The organism is Photobacterium sagamiensis, assembly GCF_050337085.1.
GTDB lineage: Bacteria > Pseudomonadota > Gammaproteobacteria > Enterobacterales > Vibrionaceae > Photobacterium > Photobacterium sagamiensis.
Map to the genome: position 1 here is coordinate 135,708 of NZ_JAKJSP010000016.1, position 23,690 is coordinate 159,397.

A 23,690-nucleotide genomic window follows, 5' to 3' on the forward strand; every position below is an offset into this window, starting at 1 on the left:
TTTTTCATCGCGGCATCCATCATGTGATTGGGCATACTGAAAGCATGACGGATAAATATGGCAATCTCCTCGCGAAATTCTCATAAAATTATCACAAGTTTTCATCACGATTATTTCTCAATTAATACAATGGCCTATCGAGACGAAAGGCTGCTCAGTTTATGAAGTTAGAGCAATTTAACTTGGGTATATAGGCGCTTGCAGTTACTGGTAGTTAAATGTGGTTTTGACTTGAGCTTTGAAAGTGAAGATTATAAGGCCCGAACATCGGGCCTTATTGGTAATACTATCATTTCATGGTTCAATTTTCGTTAACCAAGCAGTATCGGAGAATGAGACTTAGCTATCACAAACATCGTCAGGAAAAGACCGCAGGCGATTGACGCAAAAATATAACGACTTTTAGCTGAAATTTGTGGGCGAAATGCCATCATGGCAAAAGCGACATAGGCAACTAATAATCCTAATTTTTCAGTTAGCCAGCTATCAACAAATGGGTACTGGCTGATCATAAAGCATAATACCAGCGCACTGATGAGCATCAGCAATGTAATCACTTTATGGGCTTTTAATGCTAGCTCATTGTGTAGTAACGCAGATCCTTTTATGCCCCACCATGTCCTGAGAACAAAACTTAGAAAACTTAATATGATCAGGACTAAATGTGCTTTTAAAATTAATGAATACATCGTCTTCCTTAACCTCAATAAAAATTTTCAAACAAGTGTTTAAGTTAATTTATTGTTAACCGCAGTGCTTTGATCTAAATCAACATTTAACATCGAGTCAACATGTGTGGTGTTGTTGATAATGAATTATCAGCTGTAACATACAGGCAGATGTCAGCCGACAATTACGGGTCGGTACGCTCGATGCATATTTTTGTTTGGCAGAGGAGGTATATTCTTTCAATAGGGATATGTTTCTGTCGTGATAATGCCATATTAGCGGCGTTTATCAGGAGAGATGTTCTTTTTAGTCAAATTTAAATATCATTACACCTATGTTACGAATTAATACTATCTAAGTTTCAGTGAGTTAGATATCATAACGACTGTATGGGGCGTGTTAACAACTATCAACCTGAGAATTGAACTTAGGGGTGATGATGTAATCAGGGGATTTGATGTACCTCAATCAAAAAGTGAAGGAAATTTATAAGTATGCTGAACCCAATCTGATCCTTGTAGGGCTATTTGGTGTATTAGGTTTTCCTGCTTACTACATCCTTTGGCAATATGTTTTTCCGCAAGCTTATGAAAATTTACCACTGCGACTTTTTTGTAGTCTGCTTTTCATTCCCTTTATTATAAAAGATTATATGCCTTCGCGGTTTAAGAAGTATCAGCATGTGTATTTCTTAATTGCCGTGAGTATATGCCTTCCTTATTTTTTTTGTTTCATGATGCTCAAAAATGACTGGTCAGTGGTGTGGATGATGTCGTTTCTGGCGAGTATTTTCCTGTCGATACTGCTGGTATATGACTGGCTTGTCATTTTAATCGCTTCCGTTTTGAGTTTTGTCTGCGCTTTTCTTTCAGTTTTTTTACTCGATGGTTATGCTTCGCATATTCATTTCGAGTGGTCATATATAGTTGTTTTTGTTTTCGCCTATCTCGCTGGAATTGTATTTAATTATCGTAATCAACTCGAGCATGAAGGACGTATACTGTTTGCAAGAACGTTTAGTGCTGCTATTGCCCATGAAATGAGAAACCCACTTGGATCCGTATACAGCTCTATTGAGGTGGTTAAAGAACTGCTTCCTAAAAAGGATCTGCATAATGCGAATGCTGAGTATGTGATCTCGGATGAAAACCTGACAAAAATAGGCGAAATAATTAAGGATAGTTTGGCTGTAATCGACGGTGGTAATGAAACCATTAACCTGTTGCTTAGCTCAATTCACAATCAAGAAATCTCAAATAAAACGTTTAAAAGATATTCCGTCGGACATGTTATTGATCTGGCTCTTAAGAGTTATGCATATAAAAATCCTGCGGATAAGAAATTGGTTCGATTTGATTACGATAAAGACAGTGACTTTTTTGGAAGTGATGTACTGCTTCGCTATGTAATCTTTAATTTGTTGAAAAATGCATTTTACTACAAAAGCAAAAAAGGGTTTAGTCTTAGTATTAGCCTGCTTGTTGAAGATAACTGCAATATTATCCGAGTCAGAGATACGGGCGCTGGTATCGCTAAAAAAGATCAAGAACACATCTTTGATGAGTTTTATACCTCTGGAAAAAAAGGAAGTTCCGGCCTTGGCCTTCCTTTCTGTAAAAAAGTGATTACGGCATTCGGTGGTGAGATAACTTGCCGTTCTAAATTAGCCCAATGGACCGAGTTCAGCATCATTTTGCCTAAATATAATTCCGATACGACAGCGCGATTAAAGTCCGATCTTTTGGCGACCAAAAAGATGCTGTATGTCGGGAGTAAAAACGATATATATGCAACTCTGCAAAGCCATGCTTTTTATCGCGGTTACCATTTTGCGTCTGCAAAAGCTGACGCGTTTGTTGACATGGAGGAGAGTAGGTTGACTGTTGATGTCATCGTGGTTGATTTAGAGTGCCTTGCCACAAATGCAGAGCGTTTTGAATTAATCGAAAACAAATTACTGATACTAAAAGCGCGTATTGTTTATTTGCACAGCCGTGTCATACCCGATGTGGCTCGATTTAACCGTATGATCCCGTTTGAGTTGCTCGATAAGCAAGCCAACAGATATTACTTTGTGAATAAGCTGGATCAGCTATTCTTCGAACCAGTTGAAGAATACAAAACTGAAATGATGTCAGTGGTTAATAATAAGCAAAAAATCATGATTGTGGATGACAATGTTTCTCTGAGAACCTATTCAGGTGTTCTACTCGAAAAGCAAGGTTACCAGGTTGTACATGCAGAAAATGGTAGCGTGGCACTCGACTACCTGGAAAATGATCGTTTTGATATGATTTTGATGGACTTGGAAATGCCATATATGGGGGGAATAGAAACCGCTAAACAGATCCGTAGTGATGAACGGTTTAAAGAGCAGAATCAAGTGCCGATCATCTGTTTCACGGGGAATATGAGTGAAGAGGTAATAAAAAATATCACAGACTCTGGTATGAATGATTATTTACTAAAACCTACATCGAAAGAGCACTTGCTTTCAAAAGTTGCGTCTTGGACTTAACTCATTATGCGATTAGACCCTTGAAAACAAAACTCTGCCTTCAAGGACCAATATTAGTTACTTATTAAGCACTCCCCTAACTTTGTCACAGGCTAAGAGTATTTTGCCGATATCATCATCGCTTAGGCTGCTATTTACAGAAAACCGGATCAAATTACGATTTTTTGGTGTGGCTGGCTGACAGAATACAGAGCCAAAAATGTTATCTGCTTCAAGAAGATCACGTATTACTTCCGTTCTTGCTTCAGAGCCTGTTTCCAAGGCAATGATTTGAGACTGACTTTGAATACGATAGCCTAGCTCTTCTAAGCCATTTTTTAATTTGCTCGTCTGAGAAAATAACTGTTTCCTTCGTTGATCGCTCTTTTTGATTAGATCTAGCGTGGCTTTTAATACCTCAACTTCGTGAGGGAGCAATGCGGAACTGAAAATAGCCGGATGGGCTACAAATGGGAAACATTGCCCGACTTTATCGCTACATAAAATAGCGCCCGCACGGTAAGCAAAACTCTTCGCTAAACTAACGGTGATAAAATCAACATCGTTGGTAAGACCTAATTCTGCAACCAAACCTGAACCATTGAGGCCGTGAGTACCCAGAGAGTGAGATTCGTCTACTAAGGTGGCACAACCATATTTCTTTGCGATTGCTACAATCTCTGTAATTGGAGCGATAGTACCAAGCGTGCTGTATACAGAATCGACCAGAATAAGTCCCGGGCCATGCTTTTTAATCATTTTTTCAAGATGCTTTACATTATTATGAAGAAATGTATGAATGGCTGCATTGGCCGTTCTTGCTCCTTCCCAAAGTGACATATGAGCAAAAAAATCAATATAAACCGGTGTGTTGGCAGGAATGATAGTTTGAATTAAGCCAATGTTGGCCGCCCAGCCTGATTGAGAAAGAATGCAATGCTCATAGCCCGTAAAACTTGCAAGTTGTTGCTCAAAGCTATCATTTTCGCCATCTTTGTGGAGGAAAATAGCTGACATCACGACTTCCTTATCGGTTTTTATAAGTGCATCGATCTGAGCATTACGTATTGCGTCATGGTTAGAGATTGCCAGGTAATCGTTGCTTTGTAGTAAAACGGCTCCTTCTGTTGGCTTTTTTCCCAGCACTAAATGTTTTTTATTTTTTCTCGGATTGATCAATTCATTAAGATGATGGTCTACTTTTTTTTTATGAATCCTGGCAGCGCTCTATTTTCATTTACGTTGTTAATCATACTAAACCTCACAAAATAAAGTGTGTAGCCATAGTCAATTTGACGTTTGGCCATGTTGCAGTGACACACTGCTTTTCTTGATCTGTTAGAGATGCAAGAAAAGCTATCTTGCTGTTTTTTTAGTTAGAACAATGTGATTTGAAGAAGGATGTTGTTGATATGACTAATATTAATTAGTTCATATAAAGAACAAGGATAGTTAGGGAAGGGGGATGTTTTGTATGAATGTTAGCGAAGAAAAGATACTTATTGGTTTAAGAAATAAATGCGTATATCAATATACGGGGGGCATCCCAATGCGCCTCATTATTGCCTGCGACTATTTTGGAACCTTCAAACCGGGTCGAAGTCTGTATCGTTACAAGGTTTAGAAAATAACTGCTCGTGAATGGCTTTGAAGATGAACAGAGAACGAGGCGGGAAATGCTTATTGGGACAAGATGCTGCCCCAATAAGCGATTTATCATGAAGAAGTGTGCGGGTCCGGGAGTTAGACTTTCAGATCTTTCATTAAGCTTTCCAGTACATCGGCTTGCTGATTGAGGCGCTGGATCTCACTGGCAGACTGAGTCACCATGTCAGCAACTTTACGTGATTGCATGCGTACCTGCTCAACGTCCGAAGCAATAGTATCAGCAACCGCACCTTGTTCTTCTGCCGCCGCGGCGATTTCGATACTGCGATCGGCAATATACTGGTTCTTTTCTGAAATCTGACCAATATCCTTGCTGACGGAGGTCATCATCTTCTCACTGGATTCAGCATTATTCACCGTCTGGTGCATCACTTTCATCAGACCCTGACTGTTGCTTTGCAGCGCTTCAATCATTTTCTGAATTTCAACCGTGGCATTCTGTGTACGGCCAGCCAAGGTGCGAACCTCATCGGCAACAACCGCAAAACCACGGCCCTGCTCGCCAGCACGTGCCGCTTCGATTGCCGCGTTGAGTGCCAGCAGGTTGGTTTGTTCTGAAATAGCGTTAATGGTGGTGACTACGTCATCAATCTGAGCGGCGTTGCTATCGAGTTCTGCCACCGCTTCCGCGGCTGAATTGATCTCAGTACCCAGTTGGTTAATTGCGGTGAGGGTTTGGGTAACTTGTGCTATGCCCTGTGCCGTTACTTGTGTTGCTTCGCTGGTCTGGGTTGATGTGTCCTGCGCATGGCTGGCAACTTCACGAACAGAGCTTGCCATTTGTTCTGTGGCACTGGCCAAAGAATCAATGCGTTCTTGCTGCTGGTTGGTTAAGCCTTCATTTTCACTGCTGCGCTGGCGAAGCTCCGAGCTGATCTGCTGAATTAACGCGATAGCTTCCTGAGTCGCTTTGACTAACTGATGCTCACGTTCGGAAACACGATCTACAGTTTGTGCGATCAGGTTAAATTCATTCCGGGCTGGGGCATAGTTGATGCGCGCTGCCAGATCACCATCGGCCAGTCGTCTGACGGCTTCGTAAATGTTATACAGAGCGCCACCCATAAACGACATGATGTAGTATAAGCACAGAATAATAAACAGACAGGCGGCAACAATAATGGCGCTATGGGTAACTGTCAGTTCAGAAAGCAGGCTTGGTTGCTCTTTCGTTGTCAGGCTGTATCCAGCGTTTGTAACATGGGTGGTATCAACGCCGTTGGTACCAACCTGAATATTACTGTTTGCCAGAATACGGCTAACATCGCCCTGGTTAAGATCGGATTGTGCGATCAGAGTGGCAACGGTTTCCATCTCTTGCTGCAGCAACCGGCTTTGCTGATTCTGTGAAGCATCCATCAATGTCATACTGACAACGATGATGGCAAAAAGCGGGGCAAAAAATAGGATTAAAAAGTTTTCCTGCATTTTTACATCTACAAGATATTTATCGATCCAACGGAATGCAACTTCTTTCATTATTAGTATCCTGACAGTTGGTGTAAGTAGCGCGACCTATAAAGTTGTTCGTATTATGAATGTAAATGGAAATTAAATACGTTGAAGTTGGTGATCCAAGTCACGTTGGGGTGAAAAATATTTCGAAGGTTGCGGTAAGAAATGAGAGTAAATGCACTATATTGAGGTGCATCTGCTTGAAATCGGCCTGAAAAAAGACTGCCTGAGCGACAGTCTTCAGATTTAGAAGCTGAGCATGGCGGGCATCATTTTAAGTACTGCACATGCGCCTCCATCTCTTCACCAATTTCTTTACGCATATTCATTAACTTAATTGCGGAATCTCGCAATTTTTTATCTTCATCCGTTTGCGGAATCCACTCAGGAATTGGTGTTGGTTTCCCATCTTCATCAACGGCAACCATAATGACAATGCAATGTGTGGTTAGGCGTCTTTCCAGTTGTTTCGGATCACTTGCCTGTACATCAATGGCAATGTGCATTGAAGATCTGCCGGTATAAATGACCTTGGCACTTACTTCAACTAAATTCCCCACATGGATTGGTGCGACAAAACGGATCCCCCCGGCATAGGCGGTAATGCAATATTTGGCACTCCAACCCGCCGAGCAAGCATAGGCCGCTAAATCGATCCATTTCATTACTGCGCCACCATGAACCTTGCCGCCAAAGTTGACATCACCGGGCTCGGCTAAAAATCTGAGTGTTATGTCGCGTTGTCCACCGTCCATATAGTAACCCTTCAAATGTTATGTGAATGATGCAATTCTGCAATCGGTCACTTCAAAGTTGTAATTCCATTTACTGTTGAATCGTTATTAATACCAATCGGGATCATTATCCCGATTGGTACAACAGTAACTTGTTTCTTTCTTCAGTTCCGTAATCTGCATGAGTTTGACGTGAACTGATACAGGCTAAACAAAAGGTGGCTACTCGTCGCCACTATCGTCATCGGAAGGAGCACCTTTAGCGTGTTTCTCATTACGCTCATCAAGTGTACTGTGATCCTCTTTTTGCTGTTCGATGATGGTCTCTGACTCGTCTTTTTTGGATGAGAAAAAATCTTTTAACCCTTTCGTCCACTCAAACATGATGTTGGCCCTTTATTGCTTCTAAATGGCTATTTTGTAGTGCCTAGCCATCTATAGCTTAGTATTTATTGCAGGGGAATGATGATCAATATGGCCGCTACCACACCTCTATGTCTGAAAAGCACCCCGTCGGTTCATCTTGAGTAACAATGCAGGGTGCATGTGTATCTCTTACTCCTACTTAAGTAAGGTCATGACCTTGTCATAGTCAGGCACGGAACCTGAATGGCATAGCTGCCCATCAATCGCTACTGCTGGTGTGCTCATTACGCCAGCTTTCATGATTAATTCCAGATTTGTTACTTTTTCAAGTTGGATCTCTACCCCCAGTGATGCTGCAGCTTGTATGAAAAGATCTGCCGTTATTGAACAATTTTTACAACCAGAACCATAGACCTGTACTTGTTTCATTGATGACTCCTAATTAATGGATTTGGTATTACAACACTACGTAGTTGAACAGCCATCCCACCAGTGTGAAAGCGAGGAAGAGATAACTGAAAATAATCATGAGAAGGCGATAAGTCATAACCTGTTTCAGCATCATGAATTCCGGCAGGCTCGCTGCAACAGCACTCATGCAAAACGCCAAGGTGGTTCCGAGTGGCACGCCCTTGGTTAATAACGTTTCCATTATGGGAACTATTGCAGTGGCATTGGTGTACATAGGAATAGCGAGCAGCGATGCCACAGGTACAGACCACCATTGACCCGCACCCAAATTTTCGCTGATCCAAACTTGCGGAATAAAGCCGTGTATAAAGGCACCAATACCAACACCAATAATTACCCACTTCCATATCCTGGTAAGAATCGTCATGGTTTCTTGTTTCGCAAATTGATGGCGATCTTGCAGCGTTAATGTTTTGTGCTCAGCGGATAGTTGAGAAACGGCCTCGGCACCACCGGAATATTGCTTTGCAAGAAATGGCTGCAGCCAGCGTTCGGCTCTCAGGGCGTCGATGAAGATCCCACCGGTAATGCCAAGCAGCAGGCCAATAGTGATGTAAGCGAGCATGAACTTGAACCCAAGCAGGCTACCCAACAAGACGATAGCGACTTCATTGATGAGCGGAGAGGTCAGTAAGAAGGCCATTGTTACCCCTAACGGGATACGAGCAGACACAAATCCCATAAACAAGGGAATAGAGCTGCACGAACAAAAAGGGGTGACGGAGCCAAAAATTGCGCCAAGAATATAACCCAGAAAGCGGTTTTTACCTTGCAGGTAATCGCGAACACGCTCAACGTTGAGAGCTGCACGGGCTAGGGCTATGAGGTAGATTAGCCCGAGCAATAATGCATAAATTTTAGTCGTGTCTTCAATGAAGAAATGAACGCCTTCTGCCAGTCGGGAGCCAGGTTCAAGCTGTAAAACTGAGTAACTGAGCCAGGAGGCGAATTGTGTAAATATCGATAACATGGATCTTTTCTCACTAAGTAGTAGGGCCTAGTACTTTTTCACATAAATTATGAATAGTTGAAGCTCCTAAGTACGTCATCCCGGAATTGAGGAACGAAATATCCGGGATCCAGTTCTAGCCATGTGCTTTAGATTCCGTATAAGTTCGTTCCTCACTTTACGGAATGACGATGTTTGGTAACTAAATCGTCAAACGTCAGTGATGAAGTACTTGTAACCTCTCTGGTAACTAACACGAAGCAAGGTTGAAAAGGATGCAATTATTTTCAGGTACATTTCATGATTTGTGGCGTGGAACATAACTACATACTTTTTGTCCCGCGAGTTTTACCTGGCAGGCACAGGTCAGATGTTGTTTGAGTTTTTGTCGTGCTCGCTGAATACGTGATTTTGCACCTGCAGTAGAGATGTCTTTTAACTGGGCATAATCAGCTTGAGTCATTCCGTATAAATCACAGCATTCAATTACATCCCTGTCGTCATCATCTAGCTCTGAGAGTACCCGAGGTAAACACGATAAAAGACCAATGATTGGGGCCTTTTCTTGTTCGTTAATGTCAGAGTTAGCGGTGAGCTTATCAGCCGTGTGGTGAGTTCTTATATGGTCTATCAGTGTGTTACGAACCATTTTAAATAACCAGGATCGAGCATTGTCTAAGGTGCAGAATTTTTCCTGATGCTTCATGGCTTTAAGGAAGGTCTCTTGCATAAGATCTTCTGCTTGCTCTACATCGTGGGTTTTGCTTATCAGCCAGGCTTTAATATCGCTTTCATTATGCTGCCAGGCTTGCATCAGACATTTCACCGGTGATCTCCCATAATAGATAACTAATTAGAGGTGCTCTACTGTAAATAATACAGCGTCTTAGTGCTTTTAATGTGACAACGAAGAACATTTTATGAAGAGTTTGTCTTGTATTGCCATGGCTATTCAGTCGTCACGAACCAGTGGGATAGTGATGACTGACAGAGGGTATTAGCGTCGGTGGGGGGAATCGTATAGGAAAGCAGCAGTCTGATGGTAAAGCCCACTATCGCTCAAAAACCTGGAAATAATCATACACAAATCACCAACACATGATACTATTCGTGTCGGCTGTAATTCAGACCTATTTATATGCAAAATTATGTTTTAGAAAACCTTCGCTGCACCGCTTTACCGAGTATGTTGTTATGAAGATTTCCACTCATAAGTTTCGTTCACATAAGTAATTCTTGTTCTGGCTATAACCGCATTATTGCGAATTATTTTATTGAAAAATTTTGGAGACATCATGTCTAAGACAACTGGTATCGTTAAGTGGTTTAACGAAGAGAAAGGTTTCGGTTTCATCACTCAAGACAACGGCGGCGCAGACGTATTCGTACACTTCCGTGCAATCGCTTCTGAAGGCTTCAAAACTCTTGCTGAAGGTCAAAAAGTTTCTTTTGACGTAGAACAAGGTCAGAAAGGTCCTCAAGCTGCAAACGTAGTTGCTCTATAATTTAGAGTCTATGTAAACAGTATAAAAATGTCGGCGCTGCCGGCATTTTTTTTGCCCGTCATTTGAGTATGGTGTTGGGTATATATCACGATGCTTACGTATTCGATGAATACTCTTTGTTTGCTATCAATGTGAACTTTGACCAGGTCACATATCCTCAGAAAACGACAAATAAAGCTACACAACRCATTYYWGTGTGGTAMTATTCGTYTCGGCCTGTAAGTCAGACCTATTTATATGCAACATTATGTTTTAGAAAACCTTCGCTGTACCGATTTACCRAGTAAGTTGTTATGAAGATTTCCACTCATAAGTTTCGTTCACATAAATAATTCTTTTCTGGCTATAACGCATTATTGCGAATTATTTTATTGAAAATTTTGGAGACATCATGTCTAACACAACTGGTATCGTTAAGTGGTTTAACGAAGAGAAAGGTTTCGGTTTCATCACTCAAGACAACGGCGGCGCAGACGTATTCGTACACTTCCGTGCAATCGCTTCTGAAGGCTTCAAAACTCTTGCTGAAGGTCAAAAAGTTTCTTTTGACGTAGAACAAGGCCAGAAAGGTCCTCAAGCTGCAAACGTAGTTGCTCTATAATTTAGAGTCTATGTAAMCAGTATAAAAATGTCGGCGCTGCCGGCATTTTTTTTGCCTGTTATTTGGGTAATACTCAATACGTCCTGGAATCTCAGCGTCTGCTTTGCCTTATCACTACCTCCTTATACCCAAACCACTTCAAGATGCATGATTCAGAGCTTCCTCTGGGAATTCAATTCAAGCGAAATGTGTGTAGGAATGGCATCCCCATTCAAGCACATTTTGTATATGCTCGCACAACCTACGTATAACGCTAATTAAAACAGGTTTTACATCCCCACTTTCGATAATGTGTAAAATAAAACTACATATTTTATCTTCGTGTGTTAGTATTCGTTTCGGCCTGTAAGTCAGACCTATTTATATGCAACATTATGTTTTAGAAAACCTTCGCTGTACCGATTTACCGAGTAAGTTGTTATGAAGATTTCCACTCATAAGTTTCGTTCACATAAATAATTCTTTTCTGGCTATAACGCATTATTGCGAATTATTTTTTGAAAATTTTGGAGACATCATGTCTAAGACAACTGGTATCGTTAAGTGGTTTAACGAAGAGAAAGGTTTCGGTTTTATCACTCAAGACAACGGCGGCGCAGACGTATTCGTACACTTCCGTGCAATCGCTTCTGAAGGCTTTAAAACTCTTGCTGAAGGTCAAAAAGTTTCTTTTGACGTAGAACAAGGCCAGAAAGGTCCTCAAGCTTCAAACGTAGTTGCTCTATAATTTAGAGTCTATGTGAAAAGTATTAAATGTCGGCGCTGCCGGCATTTTTTTTGCCTGTCATTTGTCACTATGCTCGATGAGCACTAGCTCAACCCCGTGAGGAGGCAGCATGCTGCTAATCGCGAGTTCTTCACTGTTGTGCAACACCTGGTAGACGGTACGTTTTGGGTAGGCGCAACGCTTCAATTCAATAATGTCTTCCTCTGCGAGTGGATTGGGTGCTCCCATTTTCTTCCAGTCGTCATACGCTGATCCATGTTCCCTGCTAAGCTGATAACGGCTGATTTTGTATTCGCCCTCATCGAGATCCAGCAGAAATTCAAATTGTTTGTCACTGGCATCATTAAAGGCAGAATAAGGGTCAACAAGGTCAACGGCTGATACATCGCCACTGGCATACAGGGGATCAAAATGCACATAGTTAACCATCAGTATTTGAATACCTTGTTTTGACCGGGTGACAATATAGTGCTTATCTCGCTGGAGTAATTCTGTACCCAGGCGATTAAGCATGGCCAATACGTGGTAATTCGGTTTTTTTATTCCTTCACGGGTCATCATGCCAAAACCGCCGTGAAACGTCGAAGGTGACGGGCCCCGCTCTTCAAACAGATCGCTGAAGGTCCAGATACCCAGCGAGTCGACTTTGTCATAAAGTGCTATCACATTGTAAGCCACAAAACTGCCGAGGTAGGCGGTATCAAGTACTTTATTGCCCCAGCAAGCGGTGAGGTTCCACTCTGTTACATGCTGCTCTTTTATATTCAGCCTGTCCATGAATGGGGTTATCTGGTTGATAAGCTCAAGACAACCGTCCGGGCCTAGAGTTTTCCTGCTGGCCAGGTGGCTCATTTCCAGACTTTCTATATGTTCATAGAATTCCGGATAGACATGGTACGAAAAAAAATCGGGCTGCAGCCTGTTCATCTGGCAATAATCAACAAAGTTAGTCAGCCAATCAGATTGATCTAATGTCATATGACTTACTGACGGTCCGCCAACTTGAATCTCGGGGGCTATGCCACGCACGGTTTCCAGCGTCGCTTTATACAGTTGAAGGTAATCCTCTTGGGTGCCAGCCCAAAAAAGACCTTCAAGATCCGGTTCATTCCAGACTTCAAAATACCATTTTGTGACGTTGTTAATGCCATAGCGATCAATAATGTGGGTGAAGAAGGCGGCGACTAACTGAGTCCAGTCAGTCATCTTCAGCGGTGGAGTGATATTCCCTCGCCAGTGGGCAACTGTTTCGGTACCGCTGGCTAATATTTCCGGCATGTAGCCCAGGCAGAAGAAAGGTTTAAGGTTCAGCGAAAGCAGAAAGTCGATCAGCTCATCAACATTCGCCCAATTATATTGACCCGGAGCGAAGACAATTTGCATCTGCTCGGCAAAAATCCCCTGAAAGCGGACATATTCAAAACCGAGGTCCTGTTGCATTGTGGTAAGTTGAGCGCGGTGTGCAGCCTTTAATCCTTCATAAGAGCAGCCAAAGGTAGTGAGCTTGCGCCAGGTCTGCTTGATAGTCCCGGTTATTTCGTCGGGATTGATTTTGACTGCCGCGCCTGAAACGACGGGAGAGGAAATGACGGCCGGGCCGGGATCTTCGGCCAGATATTTAAAGAGTGGTTTGTAGATATCGGTGTGACTGACCGACATATAGCTGGCTTTTTCGTTATTTTGGATCTTGCCGGGCGTTGAACGTCGCTTTCTTAGTTCAACCGGTGTCTGGTTATATTTGAGCTTGAATTTTTTGTAGAAGAGTTTGGGATCATTAAAACCACATTCAAAAGCAATATCTGAAATCTTGTCGTCACTGTTTATGATCCGTTTGGCTGCCTGGTAGATACGGTAATCAAACAGGTACTCCTGAAACGAAATCCCCATCCGCTCTTTGAAAAAACGTGACAGGTGATAAACGGTGACACACTCCTTCTCTGCAATATCCTGCAATTGGATCCGACTTGAATAATTGGCACCGATGAAGTTAACAATTCGGGTCAGGCGCTCTAGTTCACGCTCGCGAATATGATGTCGGTTATCTTCTAAAATTTGATAGGGAAAGGCTTTCAGCAAGGTAGAAATGAGTGCGTATAGCTCGGTTTCTACGGTGAATTTAAACCACGGTTGTTTTTTGCTGAATGCCCATATGATGTTAGCAAGATGCCTTCGGAGCAGGTTAAAATTGACCTGGTCCGATTTTGGATATCCGATTGAAGAACATTCAAAAGAAATAGTCTTGAGTTCAGGATAGCTTACTGCCATTAAGTCGGGTGAAAATTGAATGGCCAGTAGAATATTGTCGTCTTCAGTGGCTTTAATACTGTGGAGTTCGTTACGGTTAACCAAGAACACATCGTCTTGTTTCAGGACCGAAACCTGGTTTTCACGCCGAATTTCAACGCTGCCTTGCAGCACCATCAGAAGCTCGATCTCATGATGCCAGTGTGCAGTAACATCGAGAACGGAGTGCACAAAAATCTTGGCATTGAGTCCTTCATCAAATCGAACTAATTCATGGCGATACTGCATAAGAAAAACCTATTAATGTCAAATATCTACTATTAAATCAGTATAATGGTTATACCAATTATTATGTATATATGATCATTGAGCGGAGATAACAGTCACTAACAAAACAAGTCTAGTGGTCTATAACGAAAAAATTGCTCCACCCAGAGTGGAGCAATCAAAGTAATAATAACGATGAAGTAAATGACTAAGAGACGGGGCTTGGTTATGCCGTCTCTGCGCGCAACACTTGCAGTTCCAGCTCCATCTGCTCACCGGTCTTTTTATCAATCGGGAACATAACCAGAATAGCCGCATTAAGCATATAGCCAAAAGCAGGTAACAGGCTCATCATCACTAATATGCCGTGCAGAGTTTCAGGTGATTGAACTTCGCCAGCCTGATAACCCAAACTGCCTAATATTGCTCCGGTAACGACGCCACTGATCCCCATGCCAAATTTATGTGAGAAGGTCACTGAGCTGGTAGTCAAGGCAACAACACGCTTGCCTTGTTGCCACTCACAGTAATCAGCCGCATCAGCAACCATTGCCCACATAATCGGTACGCTGGCACCAGCTGCAATCATTACCAGGAAGAACACGCCGCAAACAATATATATATTGCTCGGATCGACCCAGTATAAGTTGATAACTAATAAAGCCGCAATCAGCTGGCAGTAAATCATCATCTTCTTTTTACATACTTTCTTAGCAAGTGCCGCTGTGATGACAACACCGACTAACATGCCGATATTGCCTGAGACAAAGAAACCCGTCGCTAAACTGGTATCACCGACGTTATAACTGAAGTAATACATACCAACACCGAACGGCATCATGGTGAAGCTGAATAGCAGCACACCAACGGCCAGTAATACCCACCAAGCTTTGTTTTGGGATACAACTTTTAAATCTTCTTTTATAGAAGATTTACTGGTAATTGGTTTTACTCGTTCTTTAGTTAAGGAAAAAGTCGCAAAGAAGAAAAGTACGGCCAACGTAGCAAAAAGCATCATTGTATACTGGAAACCTTGTTGTTCGTTACCGTTACCCAGTAACTCCACTAAAGGCAGGGTCGTTCCTGAAACAACCAACATCGCAAAAAAGGCACAAAACATTCTAAAGCTGGTCAGTTGAGTGCGTATCTTACCGTCTACGCTCATCACTGTCGGCATTGATGAGTAAGGAATATTAACAACGGTGTAGCATACCATCAGTAAAACATAAGTAACGTAAGCGTAAGCTAACTTACCGTTTTCAGAAAAATCGGGGGTAGTGAAAGCCAGAACAGCAAGAATACAGAGAGGAATAGCACCAAAGAGTAGATAAGGGCGGAATTTGCCCCAGCGACTATTGGTACGATCAGCAATCGCTCCCATTAACGGGTCACTTACCGCATCAATCATTCTGGCTAAAAAGAAAACCCCGCCAACGGCGGTCGCTGACAGACCAAACACATCCGTGTAAAAGTACATAAGGAAGGTGGTGACCATAAAAAATATCAGAGTACTTCCAAGATCGCCAAAGCCATAGCCTAGCTTTTCTTTGAACTTTATCGTTTCCATAACGTTTTCCTGTGTGGAATTTGCCCTTATTGTTCGCTTTATGGTACTCCCCGAAAAGGACCTTTTTTGCTGGTTGTTATGGGGGATGTTTGTTGTCATTGTTAAATTGTGAAGCCGATCAAGCAACAGGTTTGGTATGGGGTATTATTGTTTAATTAAATTCAAGTTATTGGTTATGCAGTATTTTTTGCATTATTTGAAATTTAACATTTAACTTTCAGGTCAAAATAAGTATAGGTCCTTTATGCCGTGCCTGGATCACACTTTTGCATTAACAGCAAAAAGCCCCCATATGATTGGGTAAATCTCTACGAAGTTTGTAATGACTCTCACCTCTAGACTAGGTCTTAAGTTGATTCGCATGTGTTGCTTTAGCGAATAAGAATTTGAGATAAACCTGAGGTGTAGTAATGATTGACTTAAAATCCAACCCCTTTTATTTGAACGATAAAGATATCGCATGGGTTGAGCAGACGCTCAATGCGATGTCTTTGAAAGAGAAAGTCGGACACCTGTTCTGCCCGATCGGCCTGAGTGCAGAGCCTTCAGATTTGAAAGCAATGCTTGATGAGTTCAAACCGGCAGGGATTATGTTTCGCCCGAGCGATGCAAAAGAAACTCAGCAGGTACATAAGTTTTTACAGCAAAACAGCCAGGTACCAATGCTGATTGCAGCCAACCTTGAAAGCGGCGGCAATGGTGCCGTTGCGGAAGGAACCGAATTTGGATCGCAAATGCAGGTAGGCGCTACCGCAGACCCGGAAATGGCGGCAAAACTGGGTGCTGTTGTTGCTGAAGAAGGACGTGCAGCGGGCTGTAACTGGGCTTTTGCGCCAGTGATTGATATTGATTACAACTTCCATAACCCAATCACAAATACGCGTACCTACGGCAGCGATCCTGAACTGGTTGGCGCAATGGGCAAAGCATATGTTGAAGCCGTTCAGGCGCGTGGCATGGCAACTTCAATCAAACACTTCCCAGGTGATGGTGTCGACTACCGCGATCAGCACCTGGTGCTTTCTGTTAACACTATGCAACCGCAGCAGTGGGATGAAACCTTTGGCCAGGTGTATCAGCAATCAATTGATGCTGGTGCTCTGACCGTGATGGCGGGGCATATTGCATTGCCAGAATACTCGAAAGTACTGAACCCTGAGTTGAGAGATCACCAGATCATGCCAGCATCCATGGCACCGGAGCTGCTCAATGATCTGCTGCGGGACAAGTTAGGCTTCAACGGTATGATTGTCAGTGACGCCACTTCTATGGTTGGTTTCACCGTTATGATGAAACGTGAACAGGCCGTGCCATTAACGATTGCTGCAGGCTGCGATCTGTTCTTGTTTAACAAAGATCTGAAAGAAGACTTTGGTTTCATGATGAAGGGTATTGAAAATGGTCTTCTTAGCATGGCGCGCGTTGATGAAGCGATCATCCGTACGCTTGCGACTAAAGCGGCACTGGGCCTGCACACACGTGATCTGACTGCTGAGCTGGATCTGTCACTGATTGGTTGTGATGAGCATAAGCAGTTGGCGGTTGAGTGTGCAGACAAAGCGGTGACACTGGTTAAAAATAATCAGGGAATTTTACCGCTTTCCCTTGAGCAACATAGCCGTGTGCTTTTGATTGGTCTTGGTGATGAAGCTGATATGTTTGGTAAGAAATCCGGGACAATCGAGAAGTTTCAGAGCCAGCTTGAAGCGGAAGGTTTCAGTGTATCCTTGTACGACACATCGCAATTTACCATGCGGGATATGATGTTGCCGGTTGCAGATTTTGTTGCTGACTACGATGTGGTGGTATATGCCGCACAATTTAAAACTGCCAGTAATAAAACGACCCTGCGGATCAACTGGGCACGCCCAATGGGGGTTGATGCACCTTGGTTCAGCGAGGAAATCCCGACCGTATTCGTCTCGTTTGGTAACCCGTACCACTTAATGGATGTACCTCGCGTGCCGACATACATTAATGCTTATACCGGCAATGATATTACCATTGAAGCGGTAGTGAATAAGTTGACTGGTCGCTCTGAATTTAAAGGCGTTAGCCCTGTGGATGCTTTTGTTGGTCAGTGGGATACCCGCCTTTAATTATTAATGAAGTAAAAGATGGCAGCAGGCTATCTGCTGCCAGGAGTTATTATGAAAAATGTGAATGTTGATATTAAAGGTGTAATTTTTGACCTTGATGGTGTTTTGGTTGATACGGCAAAGTTTCATTATATTGCCTGGAAGAAAATCGCGGACGATTTACAACTTGATTTTAATATTGAAGATAATGAAAAATTGAAAGGCGTGAGTCGTAAAAAATCTTTGGAAATCATTCTTGATTTGAACCATAAAGTTATTTCTGAAGAAGATAAGGGGAAGTTGTTAGAAAGTAAAAACAACTACTACCTAGAGTTAATTAAAACACTTGATGAAAGTGATGTATTACCTGGTGTGAAAAACTTAATAAGCCAGATACAGGCGCAGGGAATAAGGATTGCTTTAGGTTCAGCAAGTAAAAATGCAAAAGTTATTTTAACGTCAACTGGTATTATCCATCATTTTGATCAGCTTGTTGATGGAAATATGGTTTCAAAAGCGAAACCTGATCCTGAAGTATTTATAACGGCAGCAAAATTACTGAATTTGGAACCACAGAATTGTGTGGTATTCGAAGATGCAGAAGCGGGTGTTGAAGCCGCACTGGCTGCGGAAATGCGGGTTATTGGTGTTGGTGACAAAGTCGTACTGTGCAAAGCGACACGGGTTGCTGCTGATCTTTGTGATTTCAACATCAATAGCCTGTAAGGATATAAATGCCTTTGGATATATTAATGCTCGATAATGTGTTGATATTAAATAAAGGCATTCATGCTCGATTGATTTGTGTGATTGTTTTATTTTAGTGATAATCATAGTTGACGATTTAAATTGCATTGTTTTTAACGGAATATAAAAACAATATTATTAATTGTTACTTGTTGTTGGATTCACACTTTTAGAACGAGCACAAAAATCACCCTACATACATGATAAAAAAGCCCTGAGTCTAACCTGTCTTATGGCAGTAATATTATCCCATGGCTTTGGTCTGACCCCTGACCGTCATCAATTATTATAATGAGGATTAAACATGAAACGTACAACATTACTCTCCATGATGATTCCCCCAGCATTTCTGCTGACCGCTTGTGGCGCCATCGCTGCGCCTCAACAGATTGTTCTGCCTCAGCAGAATGATGCGGCATATGTCCAAGCTAAAGCCCTATTGGCACAAGCTAATAAGTATAAAATCAATAATAACAAGGCCAAAAATGTCATTATCTTTATTGGTGATGGTATGGGTGTCAGTACAATCACGCCAGCACGTATCCTTGCCGGGCAACGGCAGGGGCTAGGTGGTGAAGAATATCGTTTAGCGTTCGAGCAGCTACCTCACGTGGCTTTGTCGAAAACCTACAATGCCGATATGCAAGTATCAGATTCGGCCTCAACCGCTACAGCGATTATGTCTGGCACAAGAACCAATTTTTTCACATTGGGACATAACGACAAAGTTAAGAAAGGTGACTGTTCTACCAGCGCTGGTAATAAAGTGATGAATATCATGGAATTAGCTGAGTCCAAAGGCTTGGCAACTGGGGTCGTTACTAATACCCGAGTGACACATGCGACTCCTGCCAATGGTTATGCCCATTCGGTCGATCGAGGATGGGAGGTGGATGCCAAAATGCCCGCCAAGGCCATTGCCGAGGGGTGTAAAGATATTGCGAGCCAGCTGATTGACTTCAACTATGGCGATGGACTGGATGTTGCTATGGGCGGTGGCCGAGCATACTTTATGCCTAAGGGGCAGCAAGATCCTGTTTATAAGAATAAATCAGGTATCCGTCAAGATGGACGAAACTTGATCCAGGAATGGACTGAGCAAGGCGGGCAGGCTGCCTATGTCTACGATCGCCAGGGACTCGCTGGGCTGGATACAAAAAATACCAGTAAACTACTGGGCTTATTTCAACCTTCCCACATGAAGTTTAATGCAGATGTCAAACCTGAAGATTCCCAACCGACATTGAGTGAAATGACCTCGACCGCGATCGATGTTCTGTCAAACCGTGATCAGGGTTACATGTTAATGATCGAGGGAGGTCTGATTGACAAAGGTCATCATGCCGGCAATGCTGCCCGTGCATTAGATGAAACCATCGAGTTTGATAAGGCTATTCAGATGGCACTGGGAAAAGTCGATCTGGAAGAAACCTTGATCATTGTTACAGCTGATCACTCTCACTCTTTCACGATGAATGGTTATTCAGAGCGTGGCAATCCTATTCTCGGTCTTGTACAAATTGGCGGTAAACCTATGTTGGATCTACAAGATGGTAAGCCATTTACCTCTTTGGGGTATCTGAACGGTCCTGGTGCGATTAAGGGCGAGCGTAAGCACCTTACACAAGAAGAGGCTACCGACATCAACTTTAAACAACAGGCAGCTATTTCGGGAGCTAAGATTTTCGGTGGTGAAACTCATTCTGGTGAAGATGTCGCTATTTTTGCACAAGGGCCAAAATCTCATCTGTTCCAGGGTACTGTTGAGCAAAACTATATTTTCCATGTGATGAATGAAGCCTTGGGCCTCACTCAATAACGTCAAAATAGGGGCCCATAGTGGGCCCCTACTGCTTTTCCCTTCTCCGGGTTTTGTCCCCCATTTCGTTAGATATGACTGGTTCTGTCGGCCAGTGATATATTCCCCTTTCTTTCTGCTTAGCCAGTATGGCCGTAGGTTAACTGCCGTCGTCAGTTATGCTATGAAATATTAGTAATATATTAAAGTTATAGTTTATAACTTGATGGCGTATTAGTTTATACGATTAAGTTTCATTGTATTGCCTGGGCGTAAATTGAGAATGAATGGCTGTTTGAATTTACTGTTGAAGGGGGGAAGTTACTAGGTAGATAAAGTGGAAAATTATTTTAGTATAAATGGTTATCATCCATTATTTTTAATGAATTGTTGGTATGTGGTTATATTTCAAAAGTTAATGTCTACCACTAAGTATTTATTACGACTGCAGAATTATTTTATCTATTCCTGCAACATTGTGTAGTGTTCGAAGATGTTGAAGCAAGTGTGTGTGCCAATCTGGCTGCGGAAGTACAGGTTGTTGGCGGTGGTGGCGAAGCCGTAGATGACAAGGTTGAAAGGGCTACTGTTGATCACTGTGATTTCAATGTTAATACCCCTTAAATATATTAATGTCACTTGGGTATATTGATTCCATGTAATATATTAAAACGCTGTAATAATATCTTCATCCCTACTGATATGTGTGCTCATTTTATTTTCAGGATTGATTTAAGTTTACGGTTAGAAATTACCTGGTATTTTTTTGAATGGCGTTTTAAATAATTAATAACAGTTACTGTTGCATATTGCCTGGTTCACACTTTTAGTTTGAGCACAAAAATCACCCTATGAACATGATAAAAAAGCCCAACGTACAAGTGAAATAATGCAAGTAATATGAATCTATCATCTCGACATTAAAACGTTTTAAAATCCAATTTAAGTAAGTGTCGATTTTGATTTAGAGAAATTAATAGCAGCGTATACCTGTATATAATAAGGAATGAAAATGGAACTTACTACTACCTCTAGATGTGTAAAAATAGCTTGCTTAGCAGGTTTATTGTTATCACCAATTGCTCAGGCCGAAGGTTTGTTGGAAGACAGCAAACTAAATCTGAAGACCCGAAATATTGCAATGTACCTTTACGACGATGATCAAGATATTGATGACGTTAAAGAGCATTTCGCGTGGGCTCAAGGTCTTACTATTGATTACCAGTCTGGCTATCTCGCTGACATCATTGGTTTTGATGCAACCTATGCTGGTGTAATCAAGCTAGGTGCTAACGACCACTTCCAGAACCGAGACTTGCTTCGCGATAACGATGGTAAAGCCGAAGGTTTTAATAAAATCAGCCAGATCTACGCGAAAGCCAAACTGGGTGACGAGGACTTATACGCCAACCTTTACGGTGGCTGGAAGGAGCTGTACAAAACAGGTGCGCTCACTGTTTCTCGCAGCCGTGCTATTACTAGCTCTTACCAGGGTATCAGCGGTGAAGTAGGTTATAAGGGCTTGCGCTTGCGTGGTGTTTATACTAACCGTTTCTCTGACCGTAACACTCCAGAGAAAAAACGTTTTAAAACGTTTAGCGGCAAAAAAATTGACAACATAATTACCGGCGATCTCAGTTACAGCTGGGGTAAAACGAACGTCGTCAATCTGTTTAGTGGTGTGAGTAAGGATTACCTGCGCCGAGACGGTCTGGAATTTAAATGGCTTACTCCTCTTTCTGAAAAGTCGAAGATAGGCATGACCGGTTATTTCTATCAGAACGATGGATTGGACAACTGGGAAGGGATCCCGTTCGATGATAAAGCTACCCACTACAACCTGAATCTGGATTACATGGTAGGTGCATGGGCCTTGACAGGAAGCTATGCCTATACAGAGGCGGAGCGCAGCAATGGCCTTGGTATGTTTTACTGGAACATGGGGGGTAAAAATACCGATGGTAACTTTAACAGTAAGGCCGATGGTGCCGGCCTCGATTACCATAAAGACGGTGAGACTATGGTTGGGGGCCAGGCCATGTATAACATGGCTTCGGCAGGCTATCCTGGCCTGATGCTGGGGGCTCGGGCTAACTACGGTTTCGGTATGGAATTTAAGGGCGCAGATATTGACGAAGCAACACTTGATTTTCTGGCGATGTACAAATTCCAGGATAAATCGCTGAAAGGCCTAAGCATGATGGTAGGTGTTGGCCCTGGATACTCCTATGCGATGGATAAGGCCATGAACCCGGTGATTGAAAATGGCGACTGGAAAAAACGCCACTTTGTAGCTGCCACTTTCGTGCTTGATTATAAATTTAACCTGCTTTAAGCCTGTTCTGACGTGAGGAAATGAAGATGAAAACAACATTGAAAAAGGTTGCTGCACTAGTTGCGGGTGCAATGTTAACTTTGCCAACACTGGTTCAGGCTGAAACGGCTAACGCTGAAGATAAGTTACGCATTCTGCTTGTCAGTGATGACGGTTGCCGCAGTGAGGGCTCTCAGGAACTATTCAAAGCCCTGACCAAAGAAGGCTATGACGTTTGGCTTTCCGGCCCTTTAGATAATCAGAGCGGGAAAGGGACGGCGGTCACTTTCAAGCCAGGTAAAGAGCTGAAGTATGAGAAAATTGGCGAAAAAGCGTATTGCATTGACGGTACTCCTGTTGATTCAGTCTTGTTTGGTTTAACGGGCCTTATGGCCGATCAGAAACCGGATCTGGTTATTTCTGGTGTGAATGACGGCCCGAATGTTGGCGTCAATCAGTTTAATTCAGGGACTGTGGGGGCTGCGGCACGCGCAATTCGTCATGGCATTCCGGCACTCGCGGTTAGCATGGGGTTCCGTATTGAAGAAGCTAAAGAGGGTTTCCCAAGCTCGATGAAGTTTATTCCTGCGGGTGTTGAACATACGCTTGAAGTGGTCGACAAGCTTAATGCCAAGAAAGCGGAAGGTCAGGATCTGCTGCCTAAAGGTACAGGGCTGAGCATTAACTATCCGCCATACCCTAAGAGTGAAATTAAAGGTGTTGAGTACATCGAAAATGAAGTGTACCCAGAGTACAACTACATATTTAATATCACGGATGAGAATACCACGGTACAGAAATTAAACTTCAAGCCTTTTACTGATGCCAAGGATCCGTCTGTGACGACAGATACCACACAGTTAATGCGTAAGTACATTACTTATACAGTGTTTCAAGCACACTGGAATGCACCTGAATCGGTAGCTGCATACCAAGAGCTCCTTAAGTAAGACTTAAAGGCGCATGTAACATCATGTGCCTGTTATAAACGCCCAGCCTTGCTGGGCGTTATCGTTTTTACGTTATCATTTTG

Annotated in this window: 20 protein-coding genes; 10 read left to right on the forward strand and 10 right to left on the reverse strand. The window is 42.6% G+C overall.

Going from position 1 to position 23,690, the window contains the following annotated elements; translation table 11 throughout:
* Positions 1 to 311: 311 nt before the first annotated feature.
* Complete coding sequence (locus L4D76_RS07250) at positions 312 to 689, reverse strand: SirB2 family protein (protein WP_428440247.1); 378 nt, start codon at positions 687 to 689, stop codon at positions 312 to 314.
* Positions 690 to 1,126: 437 nt separating this feature from the next.
* Here L4D76_RS07250 and L4D76_RS07255 point away from each other — a divergent pair, with 437 nt between their 5' ends.
* Positions 1,127 to 3,187: an ATP-binding response regulator gene (locus L4D76_RS07255; RefSeq protein WP_428440248.1), complete on the forward strand. Its 2,061-nt coding sequence runs from the start codon at positions 1,127 to 1,129 to the stop codon at positions 3,185 to 3,187.
* A gap of 57 nt (positions 3,188 to 3,244) precedes the next feature.
* On the opposite strand, the gene cqsA is transcribed toward L4D76_RS07255, so the two are convergent.
* From cqsA to L4D76_RS07290, 7 genes are all read right to left on the reverse strand, one after another.
* Positions 3,245 to 4,381 carry an alpha-hydroxyketone-type quorum-sensing autoinducer synthase gene (gene cqsA, locus L4D76_RS07260; protein ID WP_428440275.1) on the reverse strand — a complete coding sequence of 379 codons (1,137 nt, stop codon included), beginning with the start codon at positions 4,379 to 4,381 and terminating at the stop codon, positions 3,245 to 3,247.
* A gap of 528 nt (positions 4,382 to 4,909) precedes the next feature.
* Positions 4,910 to 6,313, reverse strand: coding sequence for a methyl-accepting chemotaxis protein (locus L4D76_RS07265; protein WP_428440249.1), 1,404 nt, complete (start codon positions 6,311 to 6,313; stop codon positions 4,910 to 4,912).
* A 245-nt stretch (positions 6,314 to 6,558) separates the two neighbouring features.
* A complete protein-coding gene (locus L4D76_RS07270; RefSeq protein WP_428440250.1) occupies positions 6,559 to 7,044 on the reverse strand; it encodes an acyl-CoA thioesterase in 486 nt (161 codons plus the stop codon).
* Between the two features lie 201 nt (positions 7,045 to 7,245).
* Entirely contained in the window at positions 7,246 to 7,407 is a 162-nt protein-coding gene (locus L4D76_RS07275; protein ID WP_428440251.1) for a hypothetical protein, read from the reverse strand.
* Between the two features lie 177 nt (positions 7,408 to 7,584).
* A complete protein-coding gene (locus L4D76_RS07280; RefSeq protein ID WP_428440252.1) occupies positions 7,585 to 7,818 on the reverse strand; it encodes a thioredoxin family protein in 234 nt (77 codons plus the stop codon).
* A gap of 28 nt (positions 7,819 to 7,846) precedes the next feature.
* Complete coding sequence (locus L4D76_RS07285; protein WP_428440253.1) at positions 7,847 to 8,830, reverse strand: permease; 984 nt, start codon at positions 8,828 to 8,830, stop codon at positions 7,847 to 7,849.
* A 277-nt stretch (positions 8,831 to 9,107) separates the two neighbouring features.
* Entirely contained in the window at positions 9,108 to 9,635 is a 528-nt protein-coding gene (locus L4D76_RS07290; RefSeq protein ID WP_428440254.1) for a sigma-70 family RNA polymerase sigma factor, read from the reverse strand.
* 469 nt (positions 9,636 to 10,104) lie between these two features.
* On the opposite strand from L4D76_RS07290, the gene cspE (L4D76_RS07295) reads away from it, so the two are divergent.
* The 3 genes from cspE (L4D76_RS07295) to cspE (L4D76_RS07305) all read left to right on the forward strand — a co-directional run bounded on the left by cspE (L4D76_RS07295) (position 10,105) and on the right by cspE (L4D76_RS07305) (position 11,642).
* Entirely contained in the window at positions 10,105 to 10,314 is a 210-nt protein-coding gene (gene cspE, locus L4D76_RS07295) for a transcription antiterminator/RNA stability regulator CspE (RefSeq protein WP_107283838.1), read from the forward strand.
* A 391-nt stretch (positions 10,315 to 10,705) separates the two neighbouring features.
* Positions 10,706 to 10,915: a transcription antiterminator/RNA stability regulator CspE gene (gene cspE / locus L4D76_RS07300; protein WP_006228435.1), complete on the forward strand. Its 210-nt coding sequence runs from the start codon at positions 10,706 to 10,708 to the stop codon at positions 10,913 to 10,915.
* Between the two features lie 517 nt (positions 10,916 to 11,432).
* A complete protein-coding gene (gene cspE, locus L4D76_RS07305; RefSeq protein ID WP_428440255.1) occupies positions 11,433 to 11,642 on the forward strand; it encodes a transcription antiterminator/RNA stability regulator CspE in 210 nt (69 codons plus the stop codon).
* Positions 11,643 to 11,699: 57 nt separating this feature from the next.
* On the opposite strand, the gene L4D76_RS07310 is transcribed toward cspE (L4D76_RS07305), so the two are convergent.
* Together L4D76_RS07310 and L4D76_RS07315 are read right to left on the reverse strand one after the other, a co-directional pair.
* Positions 11,700 to 14,174, reverse strand: a complete 2,475-nt coding sequence (locus tag L4D76_RS07310) for a GH39 family glycosyl hydrolase (protein ID WP_428440256.1) — start codon at positions 14,172 to 14,174, stop codon at positions 11,700 to 11,702.
* Positions 14,175 to 14,379: 205 nt separating this feature from the next.
* On the reverse strand, positions 14,380 to 15,720 hold the full coding sequence (locus tag L4D76_RS07315) for an MFS transporter (RefSeq protein ID WP_428440257.1): 1,341 nt from the start codon (positions 15,718 to 15,720) through the stop codon (positions 14,380 to 14,382).
* Between the two features lie 410 nt (positions 15,721 to 16,130).
* Here L4D76_RS07315 and L4D76_RS07320 point away from each other — a divergent pair, with 410 nt between their 5' ends.
* The 6 genes from L4D76_RS07320 (at position 16,131) to surE (ending at position 23,607) form a co-directional block, all read left to right on the forward strand.
* Positions 16,131 to 17,819, forward strand: a complete 1,689-nt coding sequence (locus L4D76_RS07320; RefSeq protein ID WP_428440258.1) for a glycoside hydrolase family 3 protein — start codon at positions 16,131 to 16,133, stop codon at positions 17,817 to 17,819.
* 18 nt (positions 17,820 to 17,837) lie between these two features.
* Positions 17,838 to 18,524 (forward strand): beta-phosphoglucomutase, encoded by a 687-nt coding sequence (pgmB, locus tag L4D76_RS07325; protein ID WP_428440259.1) that lies wholly within the window; start codon positions 17,838 to 17,840, stop codon positions 18,522 to 18,524.
* A 325-nt stretch (positions 18,525 to 18,849) separates the two neighbouring features.
* On the forward strand, positions 18,850 to 20,364 hold the full coding sequence (locus tag L4D76_RS07330; protein ID WP_428440260.1) for an alkaline phosphatase family protein: 1,515 nt from the start codon (positions 18,850 to 18,852) through the stop codon (positions 20,362 to 20,364).
* A 462-nt stretch (positions 20,365 to 20,826) separates the two neighbouring features.
* Positions 20,827 to 20,967: a hypothetical protein gene (locus L4D76_RS07335; protein ID WP_428440261.1), complete on the forward strand. Its 141-nt coding sequence runs from the start codon at positions 20,827 to 20,829 to the stop codon at positions 20,965 to 20,967.
* Between the two features lie 388 nt (positions 20,968 to 21,355).
* Positions 21,356 to 22,678 (forward strand): OprD family outer membrane porin, encoded by a 1,323-nt coding sequence (locus tag L4D76_RS07340; protein WP_428440262.1) that lies wholly within the window; start codon positions 21,356 to 21,358, stop codon positions 22,676 to 22,678.
* Positions 22,679 to 22,704: 26 nt separating this feature from the next.
* Positions 22,705 to 23,607 (forward strand): 5'/3'-nucleotidase SurE, encoded by a 903-nt coding sequence (surE, locus tag L4D76_RS07345; protein ID WP_428440263.1) that lies wholly within the window; start codon positions 22,705 to 22,707, stop codon positions 23,605 to 23,607.
* Positions 23,608 to 23,690: the final 83 nt, after the last annotated feature.